The 19427-nt window shown below is 69.5% G+C and carries 16 protein-coding genes; 6 read left to right on the top strand and 10 right to left on the bottom strand.

What is annotated here, in order from left to right; all coding sequences use genetic code 11:
* Window positions 1-81: 81 nt before the first annotated feature.
* The 4 genes from ABXS86_RS02685 to zapE all read right to left on the bottom strand — a co-directional run bounded on the left by ABXS86_RS02685 (window position 82) and on the right by zapE (window position 4200).
* Window positions 82-1113, bottom strand: a complete 1032-nt coding sequence (locus ABXS86_RS02685; protein WP_353665536.1) for a hypothetical protein — start codon at window positions 1111-1113, stop codon at window positions 82-84.
* Entirely contained in the window at window positions 1110-1646 is a 537-nt protein-coding gene (locus ABXS86_RS02680; RefSeq protein WP_353665535.1) for a type II toxin-antitoxin system PemK/MazF family toxin, read from the bottom strand. Before ABXS86_RS02680 ends, ABXS86_RS02685 begins: the two co-directional genes overlap by 4 nt.
* 72 nt (window positions 1647-1718) lie before the next feature.
* Window positions 1719-2996, bottom strand: a complete 1278-nt coding sequence (locus ABXS86_RS02675) for an ammonium transporter (protein WP_353665534.1) — start codon at window positions 2994-2996, stop codon at window positions 1719-1721.
* A gap of 166 nt (window positions 2997-3162) precedes the next feature.
* Window positions 3163-4200 (bottom strand): cell division protein ZapE, encoded by a 1038-nt coding sequence (zapE, locus tag ABXS86_RS02670; RefSeq protein WP_353665533.1) that lies wholly within the window; start codon window positions 4198-4200, stop codon window positions 3163-3165.
* Between the two features lie 119 nt (window positions 4201-4319).
* Here zapE and ABXS86_RS02665 point away from each other — a divergent pair, with 119 nt between their 5' ends.
* Together ABXS86_RS02665 and ABXS86_RS02660 are read left to right on the top strand one after the other, a co-directional pair.
* Window positions 4320-5222: a sulfurtransferase gene (locus ABXS86_RS02665; RefSeq protein WP_353665532.1), complete on the top strand. Its 903-nt coding sequence runs from the start codon at window positions 4320-4322 to the stop codon at window positions 5220-5222.
* A 34-nt stretch (window positions 5223-5256) separates the two neighbouring features.
* The gene (locus ABXS86_RS02660) at window positions 5257-5697 is read left to right on the top strand and encodes a SufE family protein (protein WP_307211106.1); all 441 of its coding nucleotides are present in this window, start codon (window positions 5257-5259) and stop codon (window positions 5695-5697) included.
* 24 nt (window positions 5698-5721) lie between these two features.
* On the opposite strand, the gene ABXS86_RS02655 is transcribed toward ABXS86_RS02660, so the two are convergent.
* Window positions 5722-6927 carry an alpha/beta hydrolase family protein gene (locus tag ABXS86_RS02655; protein ID WP_353665531.1) on the bottom strand — a complete coding sequence of 402 codons (1206 nt, stop codon included), beginning with the start codon at window positions 6925-6927 and terminating at the stop codon, window positions 5722-5724.
* 25 nt (window positions 6928-6952) lie between these two features.
* On the opposite strand from ABXS86_RS02655, the gene ABXS86_RS02650 reads away from it, so the two are divergent.
* The 4 genes from ABXS86_RS02650 to ABXS86_RS02635 all read left to right on the top strand — a co-directional run bounded on the left by ABXS86_RS02650 (window position 6953) and on the right by ABXS86_RS02635 (window position 12147).
* Window positions 6953-7543, top strand: a complete 591-nt coding sequence (locus ABXS86_RS02650) for a DUF3000 domain-containing protein (protein WP_144833545.1) — start codon at window positions 6953-6955, stop codon at window positions 7541-7543.
* Window positions 7536-8732 carry a ribonuclease D gene (locus tag ABXS86_RS02645; protein WP_353665530.1) on the top strand — a complete coding sequence of 399 codons (1197 nt, stop codon included), beginning with the start codon at window positions 7536-7538 and terminating at the stop codon, window positions 8730-8732. Before ABXS86_RS02650 ends, ABXS86_RS02645 begins: the two co-directional genes overlap by 8 nt.
* 71 nt (window positions 8733-8803) lie before the next feature.
* Window positions 8804-10012 carry a thiolase family protein gene (locus ABXS86_RS02640; RefSeq protein WP_144785045.1) on the top strand — a complete coding sequence of 403 codons (1209 nt, stop codon included), beginning with the start codon at window positions 8804-8806 and terminating at the stop codon, window positions 10010-10012.
* The gene (locus ABXS86_RS02635) at window positions 10009-12147 is read left to right on the top strand and encodes a 3-hydroxyacyl-CoA dehydrogenase NAD-binding domain-containing protein (RefSeq protein ID WP_353665529.1); all 2139 of its coding nucleotides are present in this window, start codon (window positions 10009-10011) and stop codon (window positions 12145-12147) included. Before ABXS86_RS02640 ends, ABXS86_RS02635 begins: the two co-directional genes overlap by 4 nt.
* Window positions 12148-12471: 324 nt before the next feature.
* Here the strand turns inward: ABXS86_RS02635 and dxs are convergent, their stop codons facing one another.
* The 5 genes from dxs to dut form a co-directional block, all read right to left on the bottom strand.
* Window positions 12472-14421 carry a 1-deoxy-D-xylulose-5-phosphate synthase gene (gene dxs, locus ABXS86_RS02630; RefSeq protein WP_353665528.1) on the bottom strand — a complete coding sequence of 650 codons (1950 nt, stop codon included), beginning with the start codon at window positions 14419-14421 and terminating at the stop codon, window positions 12472-12474.
* Between the two features lie 165 nt (window positions 14422-14586).
* Window positions 14587-17445 (bottom strand): aconitate hydratase AcnA, encoded by a 2859-nt coding sequence (acnA, locus tag ABXS86_RS02625; protein ID WP_353665527.1) that lies wholly within the window; start codon window positions 17443-17445, stop codon window positions 14587-14589.
* A 134-nt stretch (window positions 17446-17579) separates the two neighbouring features.
* The gene (locus tag ABXS86_RS02620) at window positions 17580-18335 is read right to left on the bottom strand and encodes a DUF3159 domain-containing protein (RefSeq protein WP_353665526.1); all 756 of its coding nucleotides are present in this window, start codon (window positions 18333-18335) and stop codon (window positions 17580-17582) included.
* Window positions 18332-18964, bottom strand: coding sequence for a DUF3710 domain-containing protein (locus ABXS86_RS02615; protein ID WP_307211122.1), 633 nt, complete (start codon window positions 18962-18964; stop codon window positions 18332-18334). Before ABXS86_RS02615 ends, ABXS86_RS02620 begins: the two co-directional genes overlap by 4 nt.
* On the bottom strand, window positions 18961-19416 hold the full coding sequence (dut, locus tag ABXS86_RS02610) for a dUTP diphosphatase (protein ID WP_186325527.1): 456 nt from the start codon (window positions 19414-19416) through the stop codon (window positions 18961-18963). The genes ABXS86_RS02615 and dut overlap by 4 nt, the downstream gene beginning before the upstream one ends.
* Between the last annotated feature and the right edge of the window lie 11 nt (window positions 19417-19427).

Here is a 19427-nt window from a genome sequence, read left to right as displayed (position 1 = left end):
CATCAGTTCGAGTCTGGTATCGCCCACCGAAAAGGCCCCCGGTTTTCCGGGGGCCTTCGTCGTTTCCGCGGGCCTCGAGGCTCACTCGACCCTCGTCCACGCGGCATCCGGATGCTCTCGTCGCCACTCCTGGCGCGGACCGTTCTCGGTCGCCGCGTCGGTCAGCCAGATGGTCGAGTCGGGCGCCCAGCCGGCGATGACGCTCGCGTACTCGTCGTCGACCTCGATCGTTCGCGTCGCGCCGGTGAGGTAGCCGAGGGTGGTCAGGTGCACGGCGTCCCGCTCGCGGGCGATACGCCGCCAGTCGGGCTGGAGCCAGCGCCCATCGCGTCCCGTCGTGCGGTACCAGTCGTGCCGATGCGAGGCCGTGACCTCGAGCGGATACCGCCGGCACAGGTCGGCCCAGTCGGCGGGTCCGTAGATCTCGAGCGTCCGCCCCTCACCGGCGACCGGGATGACCGTCGCGACCTCGTCGCCGAAGGCGTCTTCGACGAGGTCGAGCGCGGCGGCGATGCTCCCCCGGGTCGACAGCATCCAGACCGGCACTGACCACCATTCGCCCGAGAAGCGTGCCGTCGGATCGGTCGGCCAGTCCCGTCGTGCGCGCTCCTCGGCGGCGCGCAGGCCGGCATCCCAGTTCTCGAGGGTTTCAGTCGCGTCGGGGGCCACAGGGCCGGCGCCGTCGCGAAGATGCCATTGCACCGCCCACTGCTGGTCGGAACGCTCGCGACGCCACGACGACCCGGCGTGGGCGAGCAGGTCGGCCGCGAGTGGTCGGAGGGCCTCGATGATCTGCGGTTCGGCGGCGAGCCGGTCGAGCGTGTCAGGCTCCTGCCAGTACCGCGCGACGTCGACCGTTACGCGCAGCGCGGCGGCCAGGGCGTCGTCGTCGACGGGGGTTCCGCATGCCGAGGCGAGCGCCTTCGCGATGTCGGCCACGCTCGGGTCGGGGATCGGCGCGTGCTCCCCGTCGCCGATCGCAATGACCGTCGAGCGCTCATCGAAGTGATGGAAGGCATAGAAGCCGATGAGCTCGGCGACGTGCGGCTGCCGTGACGCATAGTCGAGGCAGAGCCGCCTCGCCCGGGGTGCCTCGAGCAGCGGTTCGTTCACCCGCGGGCCCATCCGTAGCGTGCCCTCAGCGCCGCCGCGACGATGTCGAACCGCTTGCGGTCGAGGGCGGCCGCCTCGCGCCGCATTCCGGAATCGTGCACGAGGTACACCTGCTCGATGTCGACCCACGACGGCCGCCGCTGCGGGTCCCAGTCCCCCGTGCCGAGCGAGAGGTACTGCCGGTCGCCGTCGTGCGGCTTGCTCGTTAGTCGCACGGCGTAGGAGCGGGTGGCATCCGCCCGCCCGATGACCAGCACGGGGCGATCCTTGCCGCGACCGTCGCGCTCCTCGTACGGCACCCACGTCCAGACGATCTCGCCGCGGTCGGGGGCGTTGTCGCGCTCGGGGGCGTAGGTGAGGGTCAGGCGCCGTGGCGGGTCGATCTCGACCGTCTGGGCCCCCTCTGGGGCCGTCGCCGGGGCGCTCGGGCGTCGTGACGGTGCCGAAGGTCGCTCGGGGGTGGCCGTACGCGTCGGCTTCGACGACGAGAACAGGCCCAGAACGGCCGACAGCAGACGAGACGTGGTTGACATACCGCCACCCTAGACACGCGGAACGGGGCGCCACCGACGAATCGGCGACGCCCCGTTCGGGGGTGATGCGTGTCAGGCGCGAGCGTCCGAGAGCACGTAGCCCTCTTCGCCGTGCACGACGGTGTCGATACCGGCGATCTCGTCTTCGTTCTTCACACGGAAGCCGATCGTCTTCTCGATCGCGAAGCCGATGATGAAGGCGAGCACGAAGGAGTAGACCAGCACCGCGAGGGCCGCGATCGCCTGGACGATGAGCTGGTTGAACGAGCCGCTGTAGATCAGGCCGCTGGTGTTGGCGAAGATGCCCAGGTAGAGCGTTCCGAGCAGACCACCGACGAGGTGGATGCCGACCACGTCGAGCGAGTCGTCGAAGCCGAGCTTGAACTTCAGCTCGATGGCCAGGGCGCAGACCGCACCGGCGAGCAGGCCGAGCACGATCGCCCAGAAGGGGGTCAGAGCGGCGCAGGCCGGGGTGATCGCGACGAGACCGGCGACGGCACCCGAGGCGGCGCCGACCGAGGTGGGCTTGCCGTCCTTGATCTTCTCGACGATCAGCCACGCGAGCAGAGCGGCGGCGGGGGCGGCGATCGTGTTGACGAACGCGAGGGCCGCGGTGCCGTCGGCGGCGAGCTCCGAACCGGCGTTGAAGCCGAACCAGCCGAACCACAGCAGGCCGGCGCCGAGGAGCACGAACGGCGGGTTGTGGGGCACGTGAGCGCCCTTCTGGAAGCCGACGCGCTTGCCGAGCACCAGGGCGAGGGCGAGAGCCGCCGCACCGGCGTTGATGTGCACCGCGGTACCACCGGCGAAGTCGATCGCGCCGACGCCGAAGACGTCCTGCATGCCGTGGGTGATCCAGCCGCCGTACGAGAACGAGCCGTCGTCGGGGTTGAGGCCGAAGTTGAACACCCAGCTGGCGACCGGGAAGTACACGACCGTCGCCCAGATGCCGGCGAAGATCATCCATGCGCCGAACTTGGCGCGGTCGGCGATGGCGCCCGAGACGAGCGCGACGGTGATGATGGCGAACGTGGCCTGGAAGGCGACGAAGGCGAGGGGCGGGTACGCGGCGCCGTCAGGCGTCTCGAGCGCAGCGGTGAGGCTGAAGTTGGTCGGGTCGATCGCCCACGGGAACTGCGTGGTGCCGGCGTCCGTGGTCGGGAAGGCGATCGAGTAGCCGTAGAGCACCCAGAGGACGCCCATGAGGCCCATCGCGCCGAAGCTCATCATCATCATGCTGATGACGCTCTTGGCCTTGACGAGGCCGCCGTAGAAGAACGCGAGTCCTGGCGTCATGAGCAGCACGAGTGCCGCTGCTATCAGGATGAATGCGGTGTTGCCTTGATCCATCTCGGAGGAAACCTCTCTGCAGGGACGCAGGTAAAGCGTCGGGTCCCCACAGTTTCGTCAGCCCCGGTTTCGGCGGGCGTTCGAGTCGTGTTTCGGGGGCGTTACAGCCCGACCGCCCCGGTAAACATCGCGTTTCGCGTGGCCGCGAGCCACTGATGAACGCCCTTTACGAATGCGTGAGCGCGACCAGACGCGACACCGCGCGCAGATACTTCTTGCGGTATCCGCCGCCCAGCATCTCTTCGCTGAAGACGCTGCTGAGGGGTTCTCCGGTCGCGCGGATCGGGATCTGCGCGTCATAGGCGCGGTCGACGAACGCGACCATACGCAGAGCGGCCGACTGGTCGTGCAGCACCTTCACGTCGCGCAGGCCGATGACGTTCACCCCGTCGATGAGGCGGATGAACCGCGAGGGGTGCACGCGCGCGAGGTGGGTCACCAGATCGGTGAAGGAGTCGTCGGAGGCCACTCCCCCGGCCGCCGCAGCGTCGAGCGCCTCGCGGTACGCCTCGTCGGAGAGCGTCTTGGCTTCTCCGTCGATGGCACGCTGACGGAAGTCGGTGCCGTCGATGCGGATGGTGCGGAAGCTGTCGGACATCGACTGGATCTCGCGCAGGAAGTCCTGCGCGGCGAAGCGGCCCTCGCCCAGGGCGTTCGGCGGGGTGTTCGAGGTGGCCGCGAGGCGGGTTCCGGATGCCACGAGCTCGCCCAGCAGGCGCGTCATGACCATCGTGTCGCCCGGGTCGTCGAGCTCGAACTCGTCGATGCAGAGCAGGTCGGAACCGCGGAACAGCTCGACCGCCTTGGCGTAGCCGAGCACGCCGACGAGCGCGGTGTACTCGATGAACGAGCCGAAGTACTTCCGGCGGGCCGGCATCGCGTGGTAGATCGCGGCGAGCAGGTGGGTCTTTCCGACACCGAAGCCGCCGTCGAGGTAGACCCCCGGCTTGACCGGCGGTGTCTTCTCGGCGCGGCGGAAGAAGCCGCCTTTCTTCGCCGGGGCGGACTGTGCGCCGGCGAAGGTCTGCAGCAGCTCCTTCGCCTCTTGCTGCGACGGGTATGCGGCATCCGCCCGATACGACTCGAAGGTCGCGCCGTCGAACTGCGGGGGCGGAACCAGCGCGTTCACCATCTCGACTCCCGACACCGCGGGCTCTCGATCGGTGAGGTGGATGAGGCCGGTCGTCGCGGGCGTAGAGGTCATGGCCGTCCTGTGTCGCAGTCTTACGAGGGGGTGCATGCCCCGACGCCGCGGATCTAGGGTCGAAGGTGCGGTGTCCACCCTATGCCGCCGCATCCGCCGCCTTGACCGAGGAGTTCTCCGTGACCGTCGAGTTCGACACCACGTCCCCCAAATTCGCCGACTACTCCGAGCCCGGCCGGCTCGTGACGGGCGACTGGCTGCAGGAGCGCCTCGGTCAGCCCGGCCTGGTCGTCGTCGAGTCCGACGAAGACGTGCTGCTGTACGAGACGGGTCACATCCCCGGCTCGGTCAAGGTCGACTGGCACACAGAGCTGAACGACCCCGTCGTGCGCGACTACGTCGACGGCGAGGGCTTCGCGAAGCTGCTCAGCCGCAAGGGCATCTCGCGCGACGACACCGTGGTGATCTACGGCGACAAGAACAACTGGTGGGCGGCCTACGCCCTGTGGGTGTTCTCGCTGTTCGGCCACGAGGACGTGCGCCTGCTCGACGGCGGCCGCGACCGTTGGATCGCCGAAGGTCGCCCGATCACGACCGACAAGACGGTCGTCGAGCCCACCGACTACCCCGTCGTCGAGCGCGACGACTCGGCGCTGCGCGCCTACAAGGACGACGTGCTCGCCCACCTCGGCAACCCGCTCATCGACGTGCGCTCGCCCGAGGAGTACTCCGGTGAGCGCACCACCGCCCCCGCGTACCCCGAAGAGGGCGCCCTGCGCGCGGGTCACATCCCGAGCGCGCAGAGCGTGCCGTGGGGCAAGGCCGTCGCCGAGGACGGCACGTTCAAGTCGCGCGCCGAGCTCGACGCCATCTACCGCGACGGCGCGGGCCTCTCCGACGGCGACAAGGTCGTCGCCTACTGCCGCATCGGCGAGCGGTCGAGCCACACGTGGTTCGTGCTGAAGCACCTGCTGGGATTCGACGACGTGCGCAACTACGACGGGTCGTGGACCGAGTGGGGCAGCGCGGTGCGCGTGCCGATCGTCGCCGGCTCCGAGCCCGGCGAGGTCCCCTCCCGCTGATCCCGGATGCCGCGGGCGTGGGAGGATGACGGAGATGTCCGATACCGCCCTCCCCGCCCGCCTGGCCGAGATCCGCGACGAATTCCTCGAACTCGAGGAGCCCGACCGCCTCGAGCTGCTGTTGGAGTTCTCGCAGGAGCTTCCCGAGGTGCCGGCCGAGTACGCCGACCACCCCGAGATGCGCGAGCGCGTCGTCGAGTGCCAGTCGCCGGTCTACATCATCGTGACCGTCGACGACGACGAGCGGGTGGCGATGCACGCCACGGCTCCCGCCGAGGCGCCCACGACCCGCGGATTCGCGAGCATCCTGTCGCAGGGACTGACGGGGCTGTCGGCCGACGAGGTGCTCGCAGTGCCCGACGACTTCCCGCAGAGCATCGGACTCACCCGCGCGGTGAGTCCTCTGCGCATCGCCGGAATGACCGGCATGCTCATGCGCGTCAAGCGCCAGGTGCGCTCCAAGCGCGAGGCCTGAGACCCGGCATCCGCCGCCCCGCGCTCAATCGCGGGCGAGATCCTGCGCGCGCACCCAGTCGCGGATCGCCGTGGTCCAGCGCATCTCGTCGTAGTTCCAGAGCTTCGTGTGGCGGGCGACGGTGAACGTCTCCATCGTGATGAGGTCGGGTCGCGCCGCCGCGAGGGCGTGCGAGGCGTCGGAGGGCACGAAGCCGTCGTCGTCGCTGTGCAGGATGAGCGTCGGATGCCGCAACTCCGCGGCCCGCGCGACGGCGTCGAGGCGATCGAGCGGGATCGGTTCGCCGCTGCGCAGCACCGCGGCCCCCCAGTTCGAGGCGATCGTCGACTGCGCCAACGTGATCACGGGCAGCGGCAGGCGCATCATGCGGCCCTGGAAGCTCAGCACCGTGCGCCAGTCGACGACGGGCGACTCGAGCACGAGACCGGCGATCACGTCGGCGTGCGGCGATTCCAGCGCCGCCTGGAGCGAGAGTGCGCCGCCCATCGACCAGCCCATGAGGATGACGCGCTTCGCGCCGTGGCGGCGGGCGTAGCCGATCGCCGCGTCGAGGTCGCGCCATTCGGTCGCCCCGAGCGCGTAGGTGCCCGACGCGCTGTGCGGGGCGTCGCCGTCGTTGCGGTACGACACCACGAGCGAGGTGATCCCGAGGTCGTGGAACACCGGCACCGCCCGCAGGGCCTCGGCGCGGGTGGTCCCGCGACCGTGCACCTGCACGACCCAGACGTCGGTGGCGGATGCCGCGGGGAACAGCCACGCGGGGCACGCGCCGACCGGGGTGTCGATGTCGACCTCTTCGACGGGCAGGTGCAGCTGCTCGGGCTTGTCGAAGTACCAGCCGCTGAACGCCGCCTCGGCCGCGAGGTCGCCGTCGGCGGGCACGTGGGTGAGGAGCTTGCGCGTGACGGTGGACTCGTCGCTGCCGACGATCGAGCCCAGGCGCAGGTAGTCGGCCGAGCCGACGGTGAACAGGCCGTAGCGGCCGGGCAGAGACGTGTCGGGGGTGCGCGCGAGCGTGATCGTCTGGGCGGCGGCGTCGAGACGCACGATGCGGGTGTCGGGGCGGCGGCCGGCGGGGCGCACGACCGTGCGCGCGACGCGGAGGGACACGGCGCCGAGAGCGGCGGCCGAGGCCGCCAGAGTGACGCTCAGAGCCGAGAGGGCGATGCCGAGGCCGGTGGTCGTGCGCCGCGATGCGCGGGAACCCGCGGCGCGCCTGGGAGCGTTCATCGTGGCCTCACTCTAGTCTGCTGCCGTGAGTGACCAGCGCCCGGCGGAGGCCGACAGCCCCTTCGCGCGAGCTGCAGCGGAGGTGCGCGACACCTCGTTCCGCGACGATCTCGTGGTCCGCGAGATCCCCTCCCCGACGGGTCTGGCCCCGTTCTCGCTCGCCCTCGCCGGCGATGTGCGGCCCGAGGAGCACGCCACCGACTCGCCGTTCGGCACGGGCCGGTTCATCCTGCTGCACGACCCCGACGAGCCCGAGCCGTGGGGTGGGGCGTGGCGCATCGTCTGCTTCGCCCAGGCTCCTCTCGAGCCCGAGATCGGGATCGACCCGCTGCTGGCCGAGGTCGCCTGGTCATGGCTGATCGACGCCCTCGACTCCCGCGGCGCCGACCGGCATTCCGAGTCGGGCACCGCCACCAAGACGCTCTCCACCGGCTTCGGGGCGCTGGCCGCCCAGGGTGAGGGCTCGCAGATCGAACTTCGCGCGTCATGGTCGCCGCGCGGTCCCTTCCGCCCGCACCTCGAGGCGTGGGCGGAGCTCGTGTGCATGCTCGCCGGCCTCCCCCCGGGGTCGGAGGGCGTTGCCGTGTTCGGAGCCCGGAGGCCCACGCGTGGTTGAGTACAACGTCATCGAGGACGCCGAGCGCTTCCTCGCCGCCTGCGAGACCCTGGCGGGTGGCACCGGCCCGGTCGCCGTTGACGTCGAGCGCGCCTCGGGGTTCCGCTATTCGCAGCGCGCCTACCTGATCCAGGTCTTCCGCCGTGAGGCGGGCGTCTTCCTCTTCGACCCGTCGACGATCGAGGACTTCTCGCCCCTGCAGAAGGCCATCGGCGACGTGGAGTGGGTGTTCCACGCGGCGAGCCAGGACCTCCCGTCGCTGCGCGAGCGGGGTCTGGAGCCGCCGCGCATCTTCGACACCGAGCTCGGCGCGCGCCTGCTCGGTCACGAGCGCGTGGGCCTCGGGGCCGTCGTCGAGCAGACGCTGGGCATCACGCTGGCCAAGGCCCACTCGGCCGCGGACTGGTCGACGCGCCCGCTGCCGGCATCGTGGCTCGAGTACGCCGCCCTCGACGTCGAGCACCTGATCGACGTGCGCGACGTGCTCGACGCCGAACTCATCGAGCAGGGCAAGACCGAGATCGCCCGCCAGGAGTTCCAGGCCGTGCTCGATCGCGAGCCCAAGCCGCCGCGCGACGACCCGTGGCGCCGCCTCAGCGGTCTGCACAGCGTGCGCGGTCGCCGGTCGCTCGCCGTGGCCCGTTCGCTCTGGCAGGCGCGCGAGGACTACGCCCGCGAGCAGGACGTCGCCCCCGGCCGCCTCGTGCCCGACCGCGCCCTGGTCGCCGCCGTGATGGCCGACCCCGCCACGAAGCAGGCGCTCGCCGGTGTCAAGGAGTTCAACGGCCGCGCGAGCCGCACGCAGCTGGACCGCTGGTGGAACGCGATCGTGGCCGGCCGCGAGGCGACCGATCTGCCGCCCGACCGCGTGCCCAGCGACACGCTCCCCCCGCCCCGCGCCTGGGTCGATCGCAATCCCGATGCCGACCAGCGGTTGAAGGCGGCGCGTCCGGCGGTGGAGGCGCGCGCGGAAGAACTCCGGATGCCGACCGAGAACCTGCTCACTCCCGAGACGCTGCGCCGCGTGGCGTGGGCGCCGCCGGCGGAGTTGACGGTCGAGGCCGTCGGTGCGGCTCTCGCCGAGCTCGGCGCCCGCCCGTGGCAGATTGAGCAGACCGCACAGGTGATCGTCGATAGCTTTGTAGATTCCGTCAACGACGTCGACGAGCCGTCCGGCACGGATTCGTAGGTTCGGACAACCGATTCCTCTCCCCTGATCGGTCTTCCTAGGCTGGGGTCATCCCAAACTATGGAGGCAGAGTGGCCGAGATGACGGACGTCTTCTTCGTCGACGGAATGCGCACCCCCTTCGGGCGCGCCGGCGAAAAAGGCATGTACTGGAACACCCGCGCCGACGACCTCGTGGTCAAGGCGATCATCGGGTTGATGGAACGCAACGGCGACGTGCCCAAGGACCGGATCGACGACGTGGCGATCGCCGCGACCTCGCAGACCGGTGACCAGGGACTGACCCTCGGACGCACGGCGGCGATCCTCGCGGGTCTGCCGATGACCGTGCCGGGGCTGGCGATCGAGCGCATGTGCGCCGGCGCCATGACGAGCGTCACCACGATGGGCGCGTCGATCGGCGTCGGTATGTACGACCTCGCCCTCGCCGGCGGCGTCGAGCACATGGGCCGTCACCCCATCGGCGGCAACGTCGACCCCAACCCGCGCTTCGTGGCCGAGAAGCTCGTCGACCCGGGCGCGCTGAACATGGGCGTCACCGCCGAGCGCATCCACGACCGCTTCCCGCACCTCACGAAGGAGCGCGCCGACCGTTTCGGCGCCGCTAGCCAGCACAAGGTGCAGGCCGCCTACGAGGCGGGCAAGATCCAGCCCGACCTGGTCTCGGTCGCCGTCAAGGACGCCGAGGGCGCCTGGGGCCTCGCCACGGAGGACGAGGGACGCCGGCCCGAGACCACCGTCGAGGGCCTCGCGACGCTCAAGACGCCGTTCCGCCCGCACGGGCGGGTCACGGCCGGTACGTCGTCGCCGCTCACCGACGGCGCGACCATCAGCCTGCTCGCGGGCGCCGGCGCCGTGAAGGAGTTCGGCCTCGCGCCCAAGATGCGCATGGTCTCGTTCGCGTTCGCGGGCGTCGAGCCCGAGATCATGGGCATCGGACCGATCCCCTCGACCGAGAAGGCCCTCAAGAAGGCCGGGCTCACGATCGACGACATCGGCCTGTTCGAGCTCAACGAGGCCTTCGCCATCCAGGTGATCTCGCTGCTCGATCACTTCGGCATCGCCGACGACGACCCGCGCGTGAACCCCTGGGGCGGTGCCATCGCCCTGGGCCACCCGCTCGCGGCATCCGGAGTCCGTCTCATGATCCAGCTGGCCGCTCAGTTCGCCGAGCGTCCCGACGTGCGCTACGGCCTTACCGCCATGTGCGTGGGTCTCGGCCAGGGCGGCTCGGTCATCTGGGAGAACCCGTTCTTCGACGGAAAGAAGAAGCGCAAGTGACCGACTACACCTCGATCGACTTCACGCCCCTCGACGCCCTCACCGGCGACGAGGTGGTGACCCACTCCCCCGTTCGCGACGTGCGGCTGCCCTCGGGCAACGTGCTCGCGCTGATCACGCTCGACAACGGGCGCGACCACACCCGGCCCAACACGCTGGGACCCGCGACCCTCGCCGAGCTCGGGCAGACGCTCGAGACGCTGAAGGAGCGTGCTGCGAAGGGCGAGATCCACGCGGTCGCGATCACGGGCAAGCAGTACATCCTCGCGGCGGGTGCCGACCTGTCCGACGTGGCGAAGCTGCCCTCGAAAGACGTGGCCCGTCTCATCGCGCAGCGCGGTCACCAGGTGATCGGCTCGCTGTCGGAGCTCGGCGTGCCCTCGTTCGCGTTCGTGAACGGCCTCGCCCTCGGCGGCGGTCTCGAGATCGCGTTGAACTCGACCTACCGCACCGTCGATTCCTCGGCCGCGGCGGTCGCGCTGCCCGAGGTGTTCCTCGGCATCATCCCCGGCTGGGGCGGCGCCTACCTGCTCCCGAACCTCATCGGCATCGAGAACGCGCTCGAGGTCGTCATCTCGAACCCGCTCAAGCAGAACCGCATGCTCAAGCCCCAGCAGGCGTTCGACCTCGGGATCATGGATGCCATCTTCCCGGCGGCCTCCTACCTCGAGGACTCGCTGCGGTGGGCCGACGGCGTGCTCACCGGTCGACTGCGCGTGGAGCGCAAGAACGAGCCTGGCAAGCTCGAGCGTCTGACGAAGTGGCCCATCGCGATCAAGATGGCCCGCGGCATGCTCGAGTCGAAGATCGGCACCGTGCCCCGCTCCCCCTACGTCGCGCTCGACCTGCTCGACAAGGCGAAGAGCGGCACCAAGGCCGAGGGCTTCGCGCGAGAAGACGAAGCGCTGGCCGAGCTCATCACGGGCGACCAGTTCGCGGCATCCATGTACGCCTTCGACCTCGTGCAGAAGCGCGCCAAGCGTCCGGTCGGGGCCCCCGACAAGGCGCTCGCGAAGAAGGTCACCAAGGTCGGCGTCATCGGCGCCGGCCTCATGGCCTCGCAGTTCGCGCTGCTGTTCGTGCGCAAGCTGCGGGTGCCCGTGATCATCACCGACCTCGATCAGGGTCGGGTCGACAAGGGCGTGGCATCCATTCGAGACGAGATCGGCAAGCTCGAGGCCAAGGGCCGCCTGGACGGCGACACGGCCAACCAGCTGCGCGCCCTCGTGCACGGAACGACCGACCGGTCGGAGTTCGCCGACTGCGACTTCGTCATCGAGGCCGTGTTCGAAGAGGTGGGCGTCAAGCAGGAGGTCTTCTCGGCCATCGAGAAGATCGTCGCCGACGACGCGATCCTCGCCACGAACACCTCGTCGCTCTCGGTCGCCGAGATCGGCTCGGTGCTGCAGAACCCGGAGCGCCTGGTCGGCTTCCACTTCTTCAACCCCGTCGCGGTCATGCCGCTCATCGAGGTCGTGAAGATGGATGCCACATCCGACGCCGCTCTCTCCACCGCCTTCGTCGTGGCGAAGGGACTCGGCAAGAACGCCGTGCTGACCGCCGACGCACCCGGGTTCGTCGTGAACCGCCTGCTCGCCAAGGTCATGGGGGAAGCCGCTCGCGCGGTCTACGAGGGAACACCGATCACGGTGGTGGAGAAGGCGTTCGCGCCCCTCGGTCTGCCGATGGGGCCGTTCCAGCTCATCGACCTGGTCGGCTGGAAGGTCGCCGCCCACGTGCAGGACACGATGGCGCACGCGTTCCCCGACCGGTTCTTCTCGTCGGAGAACTTCCACGAGCTCGCGGCCCTGCCCGAGGTCGTCGAGAAGGACAAGGGCGGCCGGGTGACCGGCTGGACCAAAGCTGCGCAGAAGGTGCTCGTCACCGGCAAGACGCCCGTCGCGCCCGAGACGATCCTCGCCCGCGTGCAGGACGGCCTCGCCGAGGAGATCAAGATCATGCTCGATGAGGGCGTGGTCCCCGAGGTGCAGGACATCGACCTGTGCCTGATCCTCGGTGCCGGCTGGCCCTTCATCGACGGTGGGGCCTCGCCCTACCTCGACCGCGAGGGGGCATCGGAGCGCGCCTTCGGCGACACGTTCCACCACCCGCCCATCCGCGGCATCGGGGCCTGACCCCCGAAACGACAGCGGCGCCGTCCCCGAGGGGGCGGCGCCGCCGTCGTTCGTGCGGGCGTCACCAGAACAGGCGGCGCGACGAGAACAGGGCGATTGCGGCGATTTCTGCCTGTTCTCGGTGCTCTCCCCTGTTCTCGTGACGGCGGGGCTCGCCCGCCGTCCGGTCATCAGAACAGGCGGCGCGACGAGAACAGGGCGTTTGCGGGCGTATCGTCCTGTATTCGATGCACCGCCCTGTTCTCGTGACGCCGTGATGTGGGGCCCGAGACGTGAAACAGGCCGGGATGTTGGCATCCCGGCCTGTTCGCGTCGATCAAGGGCCTACGGGCGCGACTTCTCCCACTGCTCGATCGTGGGGATCGAGCCGGTCGGCGTCTGCCGCGCCATGGGGATGCGCGTGCCGAGCACCTGCGCCACCACGTCGTGGGCGATCTTCGATGCCGTGAGGCCGGCGTCGTCGAGAATCTGCTCGCGCGTGGCGTGGTCGATGAACTCGTCGGGAATGCCGAGCTCGTCGACGGCCGTGTCGACGCCCGCCTCGCGCAGCACCTGCCGCACACGTGTGCCGACGCCGCCGACGCGGATGCCGTCTTCGATCGTGATCACCAGGCGGTGCTCGCGCGCCAGCTCGACGATCGAGGGCTGCACGGGGATCGCCCAACGGGGGTCGATGACCGTGGCTCCGATCCCCTGCGCCTTCAGCCGTTCGGCGACCTCGAGGGCGAGGTGCACCATCGGGCCGATGCCGACCAGCAGCACGTCTTCGCTCGAGCCGCGGCTCAGCACGTCGACGCCGTCGTGAAGGCGTTCGACGGCCTCGACGTCGTCGTTGACCTTGCCCTTGGGATAGCGAACCACGGTGGGACCGTCTTCGACCGAGGTCGCTTCACGGAACACCTCGCGCAGGCGAGCGGCGTCGCGCGGAGCGGCGATGCGGATGCCGGGGACGAGCTGCAGCATCGCGAGATCCCAGATGCCGTGGTGGCTCGGACCGTCGGGGCCCGTGACCCCGGCGCGGTCGAGCACGAACGTGACGCCGGCCTTGTGGAGGGCGACGTCCATCATGACCTGGTCGAACGCGCGGTTCATGAACGTCGCGTAGATCGCCACGACCGGGTGCAGGCCGCCGAAGGCGAGACCGGCGGCGGATGCCACGGCGTGCTGCTCCGCGATGCCCACGTCGTACACGCGCTCGGGGAAGCGCTCGGCGAACTGCTGCAGACCGGTGGGGCGGAGCATCGCCGCGGTCATCGCGATGATCTCCCTGCGCTCGGAGCCGACCTTCACCAGCTCTTCGGCGAAGACGTCGGTCCATTGCAGACCGCCGCCCGAGCCGAGGGCCTCGCCGGTGATCGGGTCGATCTTGCCCACCGCATGAAACTGGTCGGCCTCGTCGCTCATCGCCGGGGCGTAGCCGCTGCCCTTGTCGGTGATGGCGTGCACGATGACCGGGGCGCCGTACGACTTGGCCAGCTCGAGCGTCTCGATGAGCGACTCGAAGTCGTGGCCGTCGATGGGTCCGAGGTACTTGATGTCGAGGTTGCTGTAGAGCGCCTCGTTGTTCGTGAAGCGCGACAAAAAGCCGTGGGTGCCGCCGCGGACGCCGCGGTACACCGCGCGGGCGGCGGGCCCGAGGCGGCGGAAGAGCGTGTCGGAGCCGCGATGGAGGGTGCGGTACGCCTCGTTCGTGCGCACGCGGTTGAGGTAGCGCGCCATGCCGCCGATCGTCGGGGCGTACGAGCGACCGTTGTCGTTGACGACGATGACGAGGTTGCGGTCGTTGTCGTCGCTGATGTTGTTCAGTGCTTCCCAGGTCATGCCGCCCGTCAGGGCACCGTCTCCGACGACGGCCACGACGTGACGGTCACGGCGACCGGTGCGGCTGAAGGCGCGCGAGACGCCGTCGGCCCAGCTGAGGGAGCTGGAGGCGTGCGACGACTCCACGACGTCGTGCTCGCTCTCGGAGCGCTGCGGGTAGCCGGCGAGGCCGCCACGCGAGCGCAGCAGCGAGAAGTCCTGGCGCCCGGTGAGCATCTTGTGCACGTACGACTGGTGTCCCGTGTCGAAGATGATCGGGTCGGAGGGCGAGTCGAAGACCTTGTGCAGGGCGATCGTCAGCTCAACGACGCCCAGATTCGGACCGAGGTGCCCGCCGGTGCGGGCGACGTTCTCGACGAGGAAGGACCGGACCTCGGCGGCCAGCTGACGCAGCTGATCGGGGTTCAGCGCGTCGAGGTCGCGCGGTCCATGGATACCGGGTAGGAGAGCCATACGACTCCTCTCGTGCGGTGCGCGCGGGGGCGCGCGTACGGGTCGATTCTAGTCTCCGGGGCTGCTGCGGGCCCGGCAACGGCTTGCGTTCGGCCGCCGTGTACTCTCTGCGCGAACGACGGTGCCCCGGGAGCTCGAGGCTCCCGGGGCACCGTCGTGCGTGGATCAGACCAGCGAACGCAGCACGTACTGCAGGATGCCGCCGTTGCGGTAGTAGTCGGCCTCACCGGGGGTGTCGATGCGGACCACGGCGTCGAACGTGATGGTCTGCTTGCCCTCGGGCGAGAACTCGCTCGGCTCGGCGGTGACCTTCACGGTCTTGGGGGTGACGCCCTCGTTGAGCTGCTCGAGCCCCTCGATCGAGATGATCTCGGTGCCGTCGAGGCCCAGCGACTTCCAGCTCTCGCCAGCGGGGAACTGCAGCGGGACGACGCCCATGCCGATGAGGTTCGAGCGGTGGATGCGCTCGAAGCTCTCGGTGATGACCGCCTTCACGCCGAGGAGCTTGGTGCCCTTGGCCGCCCAGTCACGCGACGAGCCGGAGCCGTACTCCTTGCCGCCGAAGATGACCAGCGGGGTCTCCTGCGCCTGGTAGTTCTGGCTCGCGTCGTAGATGTACGTCTGCGGGCCGCCCGCCTGCGTGAAGTCGCGCGTCCAGCTGCCCTCGATGACCTGACCGTCGTTGACGGCGGCGACCATCTCGTTCTTCAGGCGGATGTTGGCGAAGGTGCCGCGGATCATGACCTCGTGGTTTCCACGACGCGAGCCGTAGGAGTTGAAGTCCTTCTGCGCGACGCCGTGCTCCATCAGGTACTGCGCGGCGGGGGTGCCCGCCTTGATGTTGCCGGCCGGGCTGATGTGGTCGGTGGTGACCGAGTCGCCCAGGGTCGCCATGACGCGCGCACCGGTGATGTCGCGCACCGGGTCGGGCTGCATGGTCATGCCCTCGAAGTACGGAGCCTTGCGGACATACGTGGAGTCGGCATCCCACTCGAAGATCGGGCCGGTCGGGGTGGGCAGGTTCTTCCAGCGCTCGTCGCCCTCGAAGACCGTGGCGTACTGCTGGATGAACTGCTCGCGCGAGATCGACGCGTCGATGATCGTCTGCACCTGGTCGGGAGCGGGCCAGATGTCCTTCAGGAAGACGTCGTTGCCGTTCTGGTCCTTGCCCAGGGCGTCGGTCTCGAAGTCGAAGTTCATCGAGCCGGCGAGAGCGTACGCGACCACGAGGGGCGGCGAGGCCAGGTAGTTCATCTTCACGTCGGGGCTGATGCGGCCCTCGAAGTTGCGGTTGCCCGAGAGGACTGCCGTGACGGCGAGGTCGTTTTCGTTGACGGCCTCGGAGACCTCCTCGATGAGGGGTCCCGAGTTGCCGATGCAGATGGTGCAGCCGTAGCCGACGGTGTAGAAGTCAAGGCCCTCGAGCGCCTTGTCGAGGCCGGACTTCTCGTAGTAGTCGGTGACGACCTTCGAGCCCGGTCCAAGCGTCGTCTTGACCCACGGCTTGCGCTTGAGGCCCTTGTCGACGGCGTTCTTGGCGAGCAGGCCCGCCGCGATCATGACCGAGGGGTTCGAGGTGTTCGTGCACGAGGTGATGGCCGCGAGCGTGACAGCACCGTTGTCGAGGAGGTACGACTGTCCGTCGGGCGTGGTGACCTTGACGGGCTTCGAGGCGTTGACGGGGTGACCCGACGAGATGAGCACGTCGCTGTCGGTGACGTCTTCGTGCTCTTCACCCGGGACCGAACCCGGGTCGGATGCCGGGAACGTGCCGTCGACCTCGAGGTCGACGATCGAGTCGGAGATCGAGGTGTCGGCGTAGTTGAGGATGTCCTTCTCGAACTGCGACTTGGCCTCGGACAGCAGGATGCGGTCCTGGGGGCGCTTCGGGCCGGCGATCGAGGGGACGACCGTCGACAGGTCGAGCTCCATGAACTCGCTGAAGGCCAGCTCGCGGTCGGGGTCGTGCCAGAGCTTCTGCTCCTTGGCGTACGCCTCGACGAGCGCGATGGTCTGCTCGTCGCGGCCGGTCAGGCGCAGGTAGTCGATCGTGACGTCGTCGATGGGGAACATCGCGGCGGTCGAACCGAACTCGGGGCTCATGTTGCCGATGGTGGCGCGGTTGGCCAGCGGCACCGAGGCGACGCCCTCGCCGTAGAACTCGACGAACTTGCCGACCACGCCGTGCTTGCGGAGCATGTCGGTGATGGTGAGCACGACGTCGGTCGCGGTCACACCGGCGGGGATCTCGCCGCTGAGCTTGAAGCCGACGACGCGCGGGATGAGCATCGACACGGGCTGGCCGAGCATGGCTGCCTCGGCCTCGATGCCGCCGACGCCCCAGCCGAGCACGCCCAGGCCGTTGACCATCGTGGTGTGCGAGTCGGTGCCGACGCAGGTGTCGGGGTACGCGCGGAGGACCTCTTCACCGGTTGCTGAGCTTGTCGAAGCACGGTCGTAGACGACCTTGGCCAGGTGCTCGATGTTGACCTGGTGCACGATGCCGGTTCCCGGGGGAACGACCTTGAAGTCGTCGAACGCCGTCTGGCCCCAGCGCAGGAACTGGTACCGCTCGCCGTTGCGCTCGTACTCGATCTCGACGTTGCGCTCGAGGGCGTTCTCGCTGCCGAACAGGTCGGCGATGACCGAGTGGTCGATGACCATCTCGGCGGGCGAGAGCGGGTTGATCTTGTTCGGGTCGCCGCCGAGGGCGGTGACGGCCTCGCGCATGGTGGCGAGGTCGACGATGCAGGGCACACCGGTGAAGTCCTGCATGACCACGCGGGCGGGCGTGAACTGGATCTCGGTGTCGGGCTCGGCCGTGGGGTCCCACGACCCGAGCGCCTGGATCTGCTCCTTGGTGACGTTGGCACCGTCTTCGGTGCGGAGCAGGTTCTCGAGCAGCACCTTCAGGCTGAAGGGGAGCTTCTCGTAACCGGCGACCGTGTCGACCCGGAAGATCTCGTAGTCGGTGCTGCCGACCGTCAGGGTGCTCTTTGCACCGAAGCTGTCAACCGTGGACACGATCGTCTCCTTCGTCGGCGAATGCGCAGGCTTCAGGCCCGCATTTCTCCATCTTCCCCGTGCCGCTCGGTCGAAACCAGGAAGGTCGACCTAACCGCGCAGGGCGTCGGATTTATCTTGATGTCAAGATATTATCAGGACTCGCGCCTGGGGTGCAGAGCACGCGCCACGAGCCACGTCACGGCGAGCATCGGCGCGAACAACGGCAGGCCCATCACGATCTTCAGGGTGCCCAGCGCGGTCACGTCTCCCGCGAAATACAGCGGCAGCTGAACGGCCAGGCGCGCGGCGAACAGCGCGGCCCAGGCGATCGACAGCCATGTGTACGCGCGGCGCTTGCGCTTGTCGGCGCGCCACCGCGTGCCCTCGCCCAGCAGGTACCCCGCGGCGAGACCGATCAGCGGCCAGCCCACCAGCGCCGACACGAGGAAGGCGGTGCCGTACGCGCCGTTGGTGAAGAAGCCGAGCACGAAGTTGTCCTGCCCGCGGCCGGTCACCAGCGACAGCACCGCGGCGCCGACCGTGGCCAGCAGACCGCCGATCGCGGCGCTGGGTGGCGACTTCGCGATGAGGCGCGCGAGGGTGAAGACCACCGCGAGACCCACCGACACGCCCAGGCTGAGCCAGAGGTTGCCCTGGCGCGTCTCGGGGTCGATGGTGACCGTGAAGAGCACGACGAACGCCAGCGACGGCAGAACGGATTCCAGGATGCCGCGCACCCCGCCCATCGCCGCCCAGACGACCGCGCCGGTGCTGGAGTGCTTGGCGGGGTCGAGGCCCGCGCGGCGCGCGGCGTTGCCGAGCGCCGCGCTCACGCTGTCGGCCGCCGACGGCGGGTCGAGGGGGACGCGGTCGTCCTCGCGCCCGGGACGGACGGAGTCGTCGCTCATGCCGTGCCGGGGGTCGACGGCATCCGGAGAGGAATGAGATCGCGCGGGGGCATGGGCGACGAACCGCGCACCACGACGATCGAGCGGAAGAGGTCTTCGACGGCGGCCGCGGCCTCGACGTCGCTGGTCGCCGCTCCCCCGATGACGCCGCGGAGGAACCAGCGCGGTCCGTCCACGCCGACGAAGCGCGCGAGACGCTTGCCCGCGCCGTCGGCTCCTGCCACGGGGACCTCGGCGAGCAGCTCCGGCCCGAGCGGGCCCTCACGCTCCTCGACACGGCCGCCCTGCTGCTTCACCTGCTGGCGGATCTGCTCGCGCGTCTCCTCCCAGAGTCCGCTCGTGCGCGGCGCGGCGAACGGCTGCACCTGCAGCGTGGATTCGGCGTAGTCGAGACCGACGGCGACGATGCGCTTGGTCTGCTCCTCGACCTCGAGACGAAGGTTGAGGCCCTCTCGCGGCAGGATCTTGATGCCGCCCAGGTCGATGTAGGGGCGCACGGGGTTGGCCTCGGACTCGTCGAACGGGCCCGCGTTCTCGCGGTCGAGCGGCGCGCTCTTGATCGCGGGGGCCAGCTCGGTGCCCGCCTCGTCTGCGGCGGTGGTGGTGGTCTGCGACTCGTCGTCGGTCATCGGGTGCTCCCTTGCAAGCTCTGGTATCCGCTCGATCCGAAACCGCCGTCGCCGCGCACGCTGTCGGGGAGTTCGTCGACGGGGACGAAACGCACGGGCGGGACGGGCATCACGATGAGCTGGGCGATGCGGTCTCCGACCGCGATGTCATAGGCCTCGTCGAGGTCGGTGTTCAGCAGGGCGACCTTGATCTCGCCGCGGTATCCCGCGTCGATGGTGCCGGGCGAGTTCACGATGGTGATGCCGTGCTTGGCGGCCAGGCCGCTGCGCGGAACCACGAACGCGGCGTATCCCTCGGGCAGGGCGATGCGCACGCCGGTCGACACGAGCGCGCGCCGGCCGGGCTCGAGACGGACGGCCTCGGCGGCGGTCAGGTCGGCTCCGGCGTCGCCGGGGTGGGCGAAGACCGGGGGCTCGGATGCGACAATTGGGACGTCCACCGTTTCGGTCACCCCCCGAGGGT

This window comes from Microbacterium sp. che218 (genome assembly GCF_040436305.1).
In the GTDB taxonomy this organism is placed as follows: domain Bacteria; phylum Actinomycetota; class Actinomycetes; order Actinomycetales; family Microbacteriaceae; genus Microbacterium; species Microbacterium algihabitans.
This window is presented reverse-complemented; position numbering and strand designations above follow the sequence as displayed.

Excerpts from the sequence above, each read along its gene's own strand:
- ABXS86_RS02680 (WP_353665535.1), bottom strand. The coding sequence starts at position 1,646 with ATGTCAACCACGTCTCGTCTGCTGTCGGCCGTTCTGGGCCTGTTCTCG.
- ABXS86_RS02675 (WP_353665534.1), bottom strand. The coding sequence starts at position 2,996 with ATGGATCAAGGCAACACCGCATTCATCCTGATAGCAGCGGCACTCGTG.
- zapE (WP_353665533.1), bottom strand. The coding sequence starts at position 4,200 with ATGACCTCTACGCCCGCGACGACCGGCCTCATCCACCTCACCGATCGA.
- ABXS86_RS02660 (WP_307211106.1), top strand. The coding sequence starts at position 5,257 with ATGTCCGATACCGCCCTCCCCGCCCGCCTGGCCGAGATCCGCGACGAA.
- ABXS86_RS02655 (WP_353665531.1), bottom strand. The coding sequence starts at position 6,927 with ATGAACGCTCCCAGGCGCGCCGCGGGTTCCCGCGCATCGCGGCGCACG.
- dxs (WP_353665528.1), bottom strand. The coding sequence starts at position 14,421 with ATGGCTCTCCTACCCGGTATCCATGGACCGCGCGACCTCGACGCGCTG.
- ABXS86_RS02620 (WP_353665526.1), bottom strand. The coding sequence starts at position 18,335 with ATGAGCGACGACTCCGTCCGTCCCGGGCGCGAGGACGACCGCGTCCCC.
- ABXS86_RS02615 (WP_307211122.1), bottom strand. The coding sequence starts at position 18,964 with ATGACCGACGACGAGTCGCAGACCACCACCACCGCCGCAGACGAGGCG.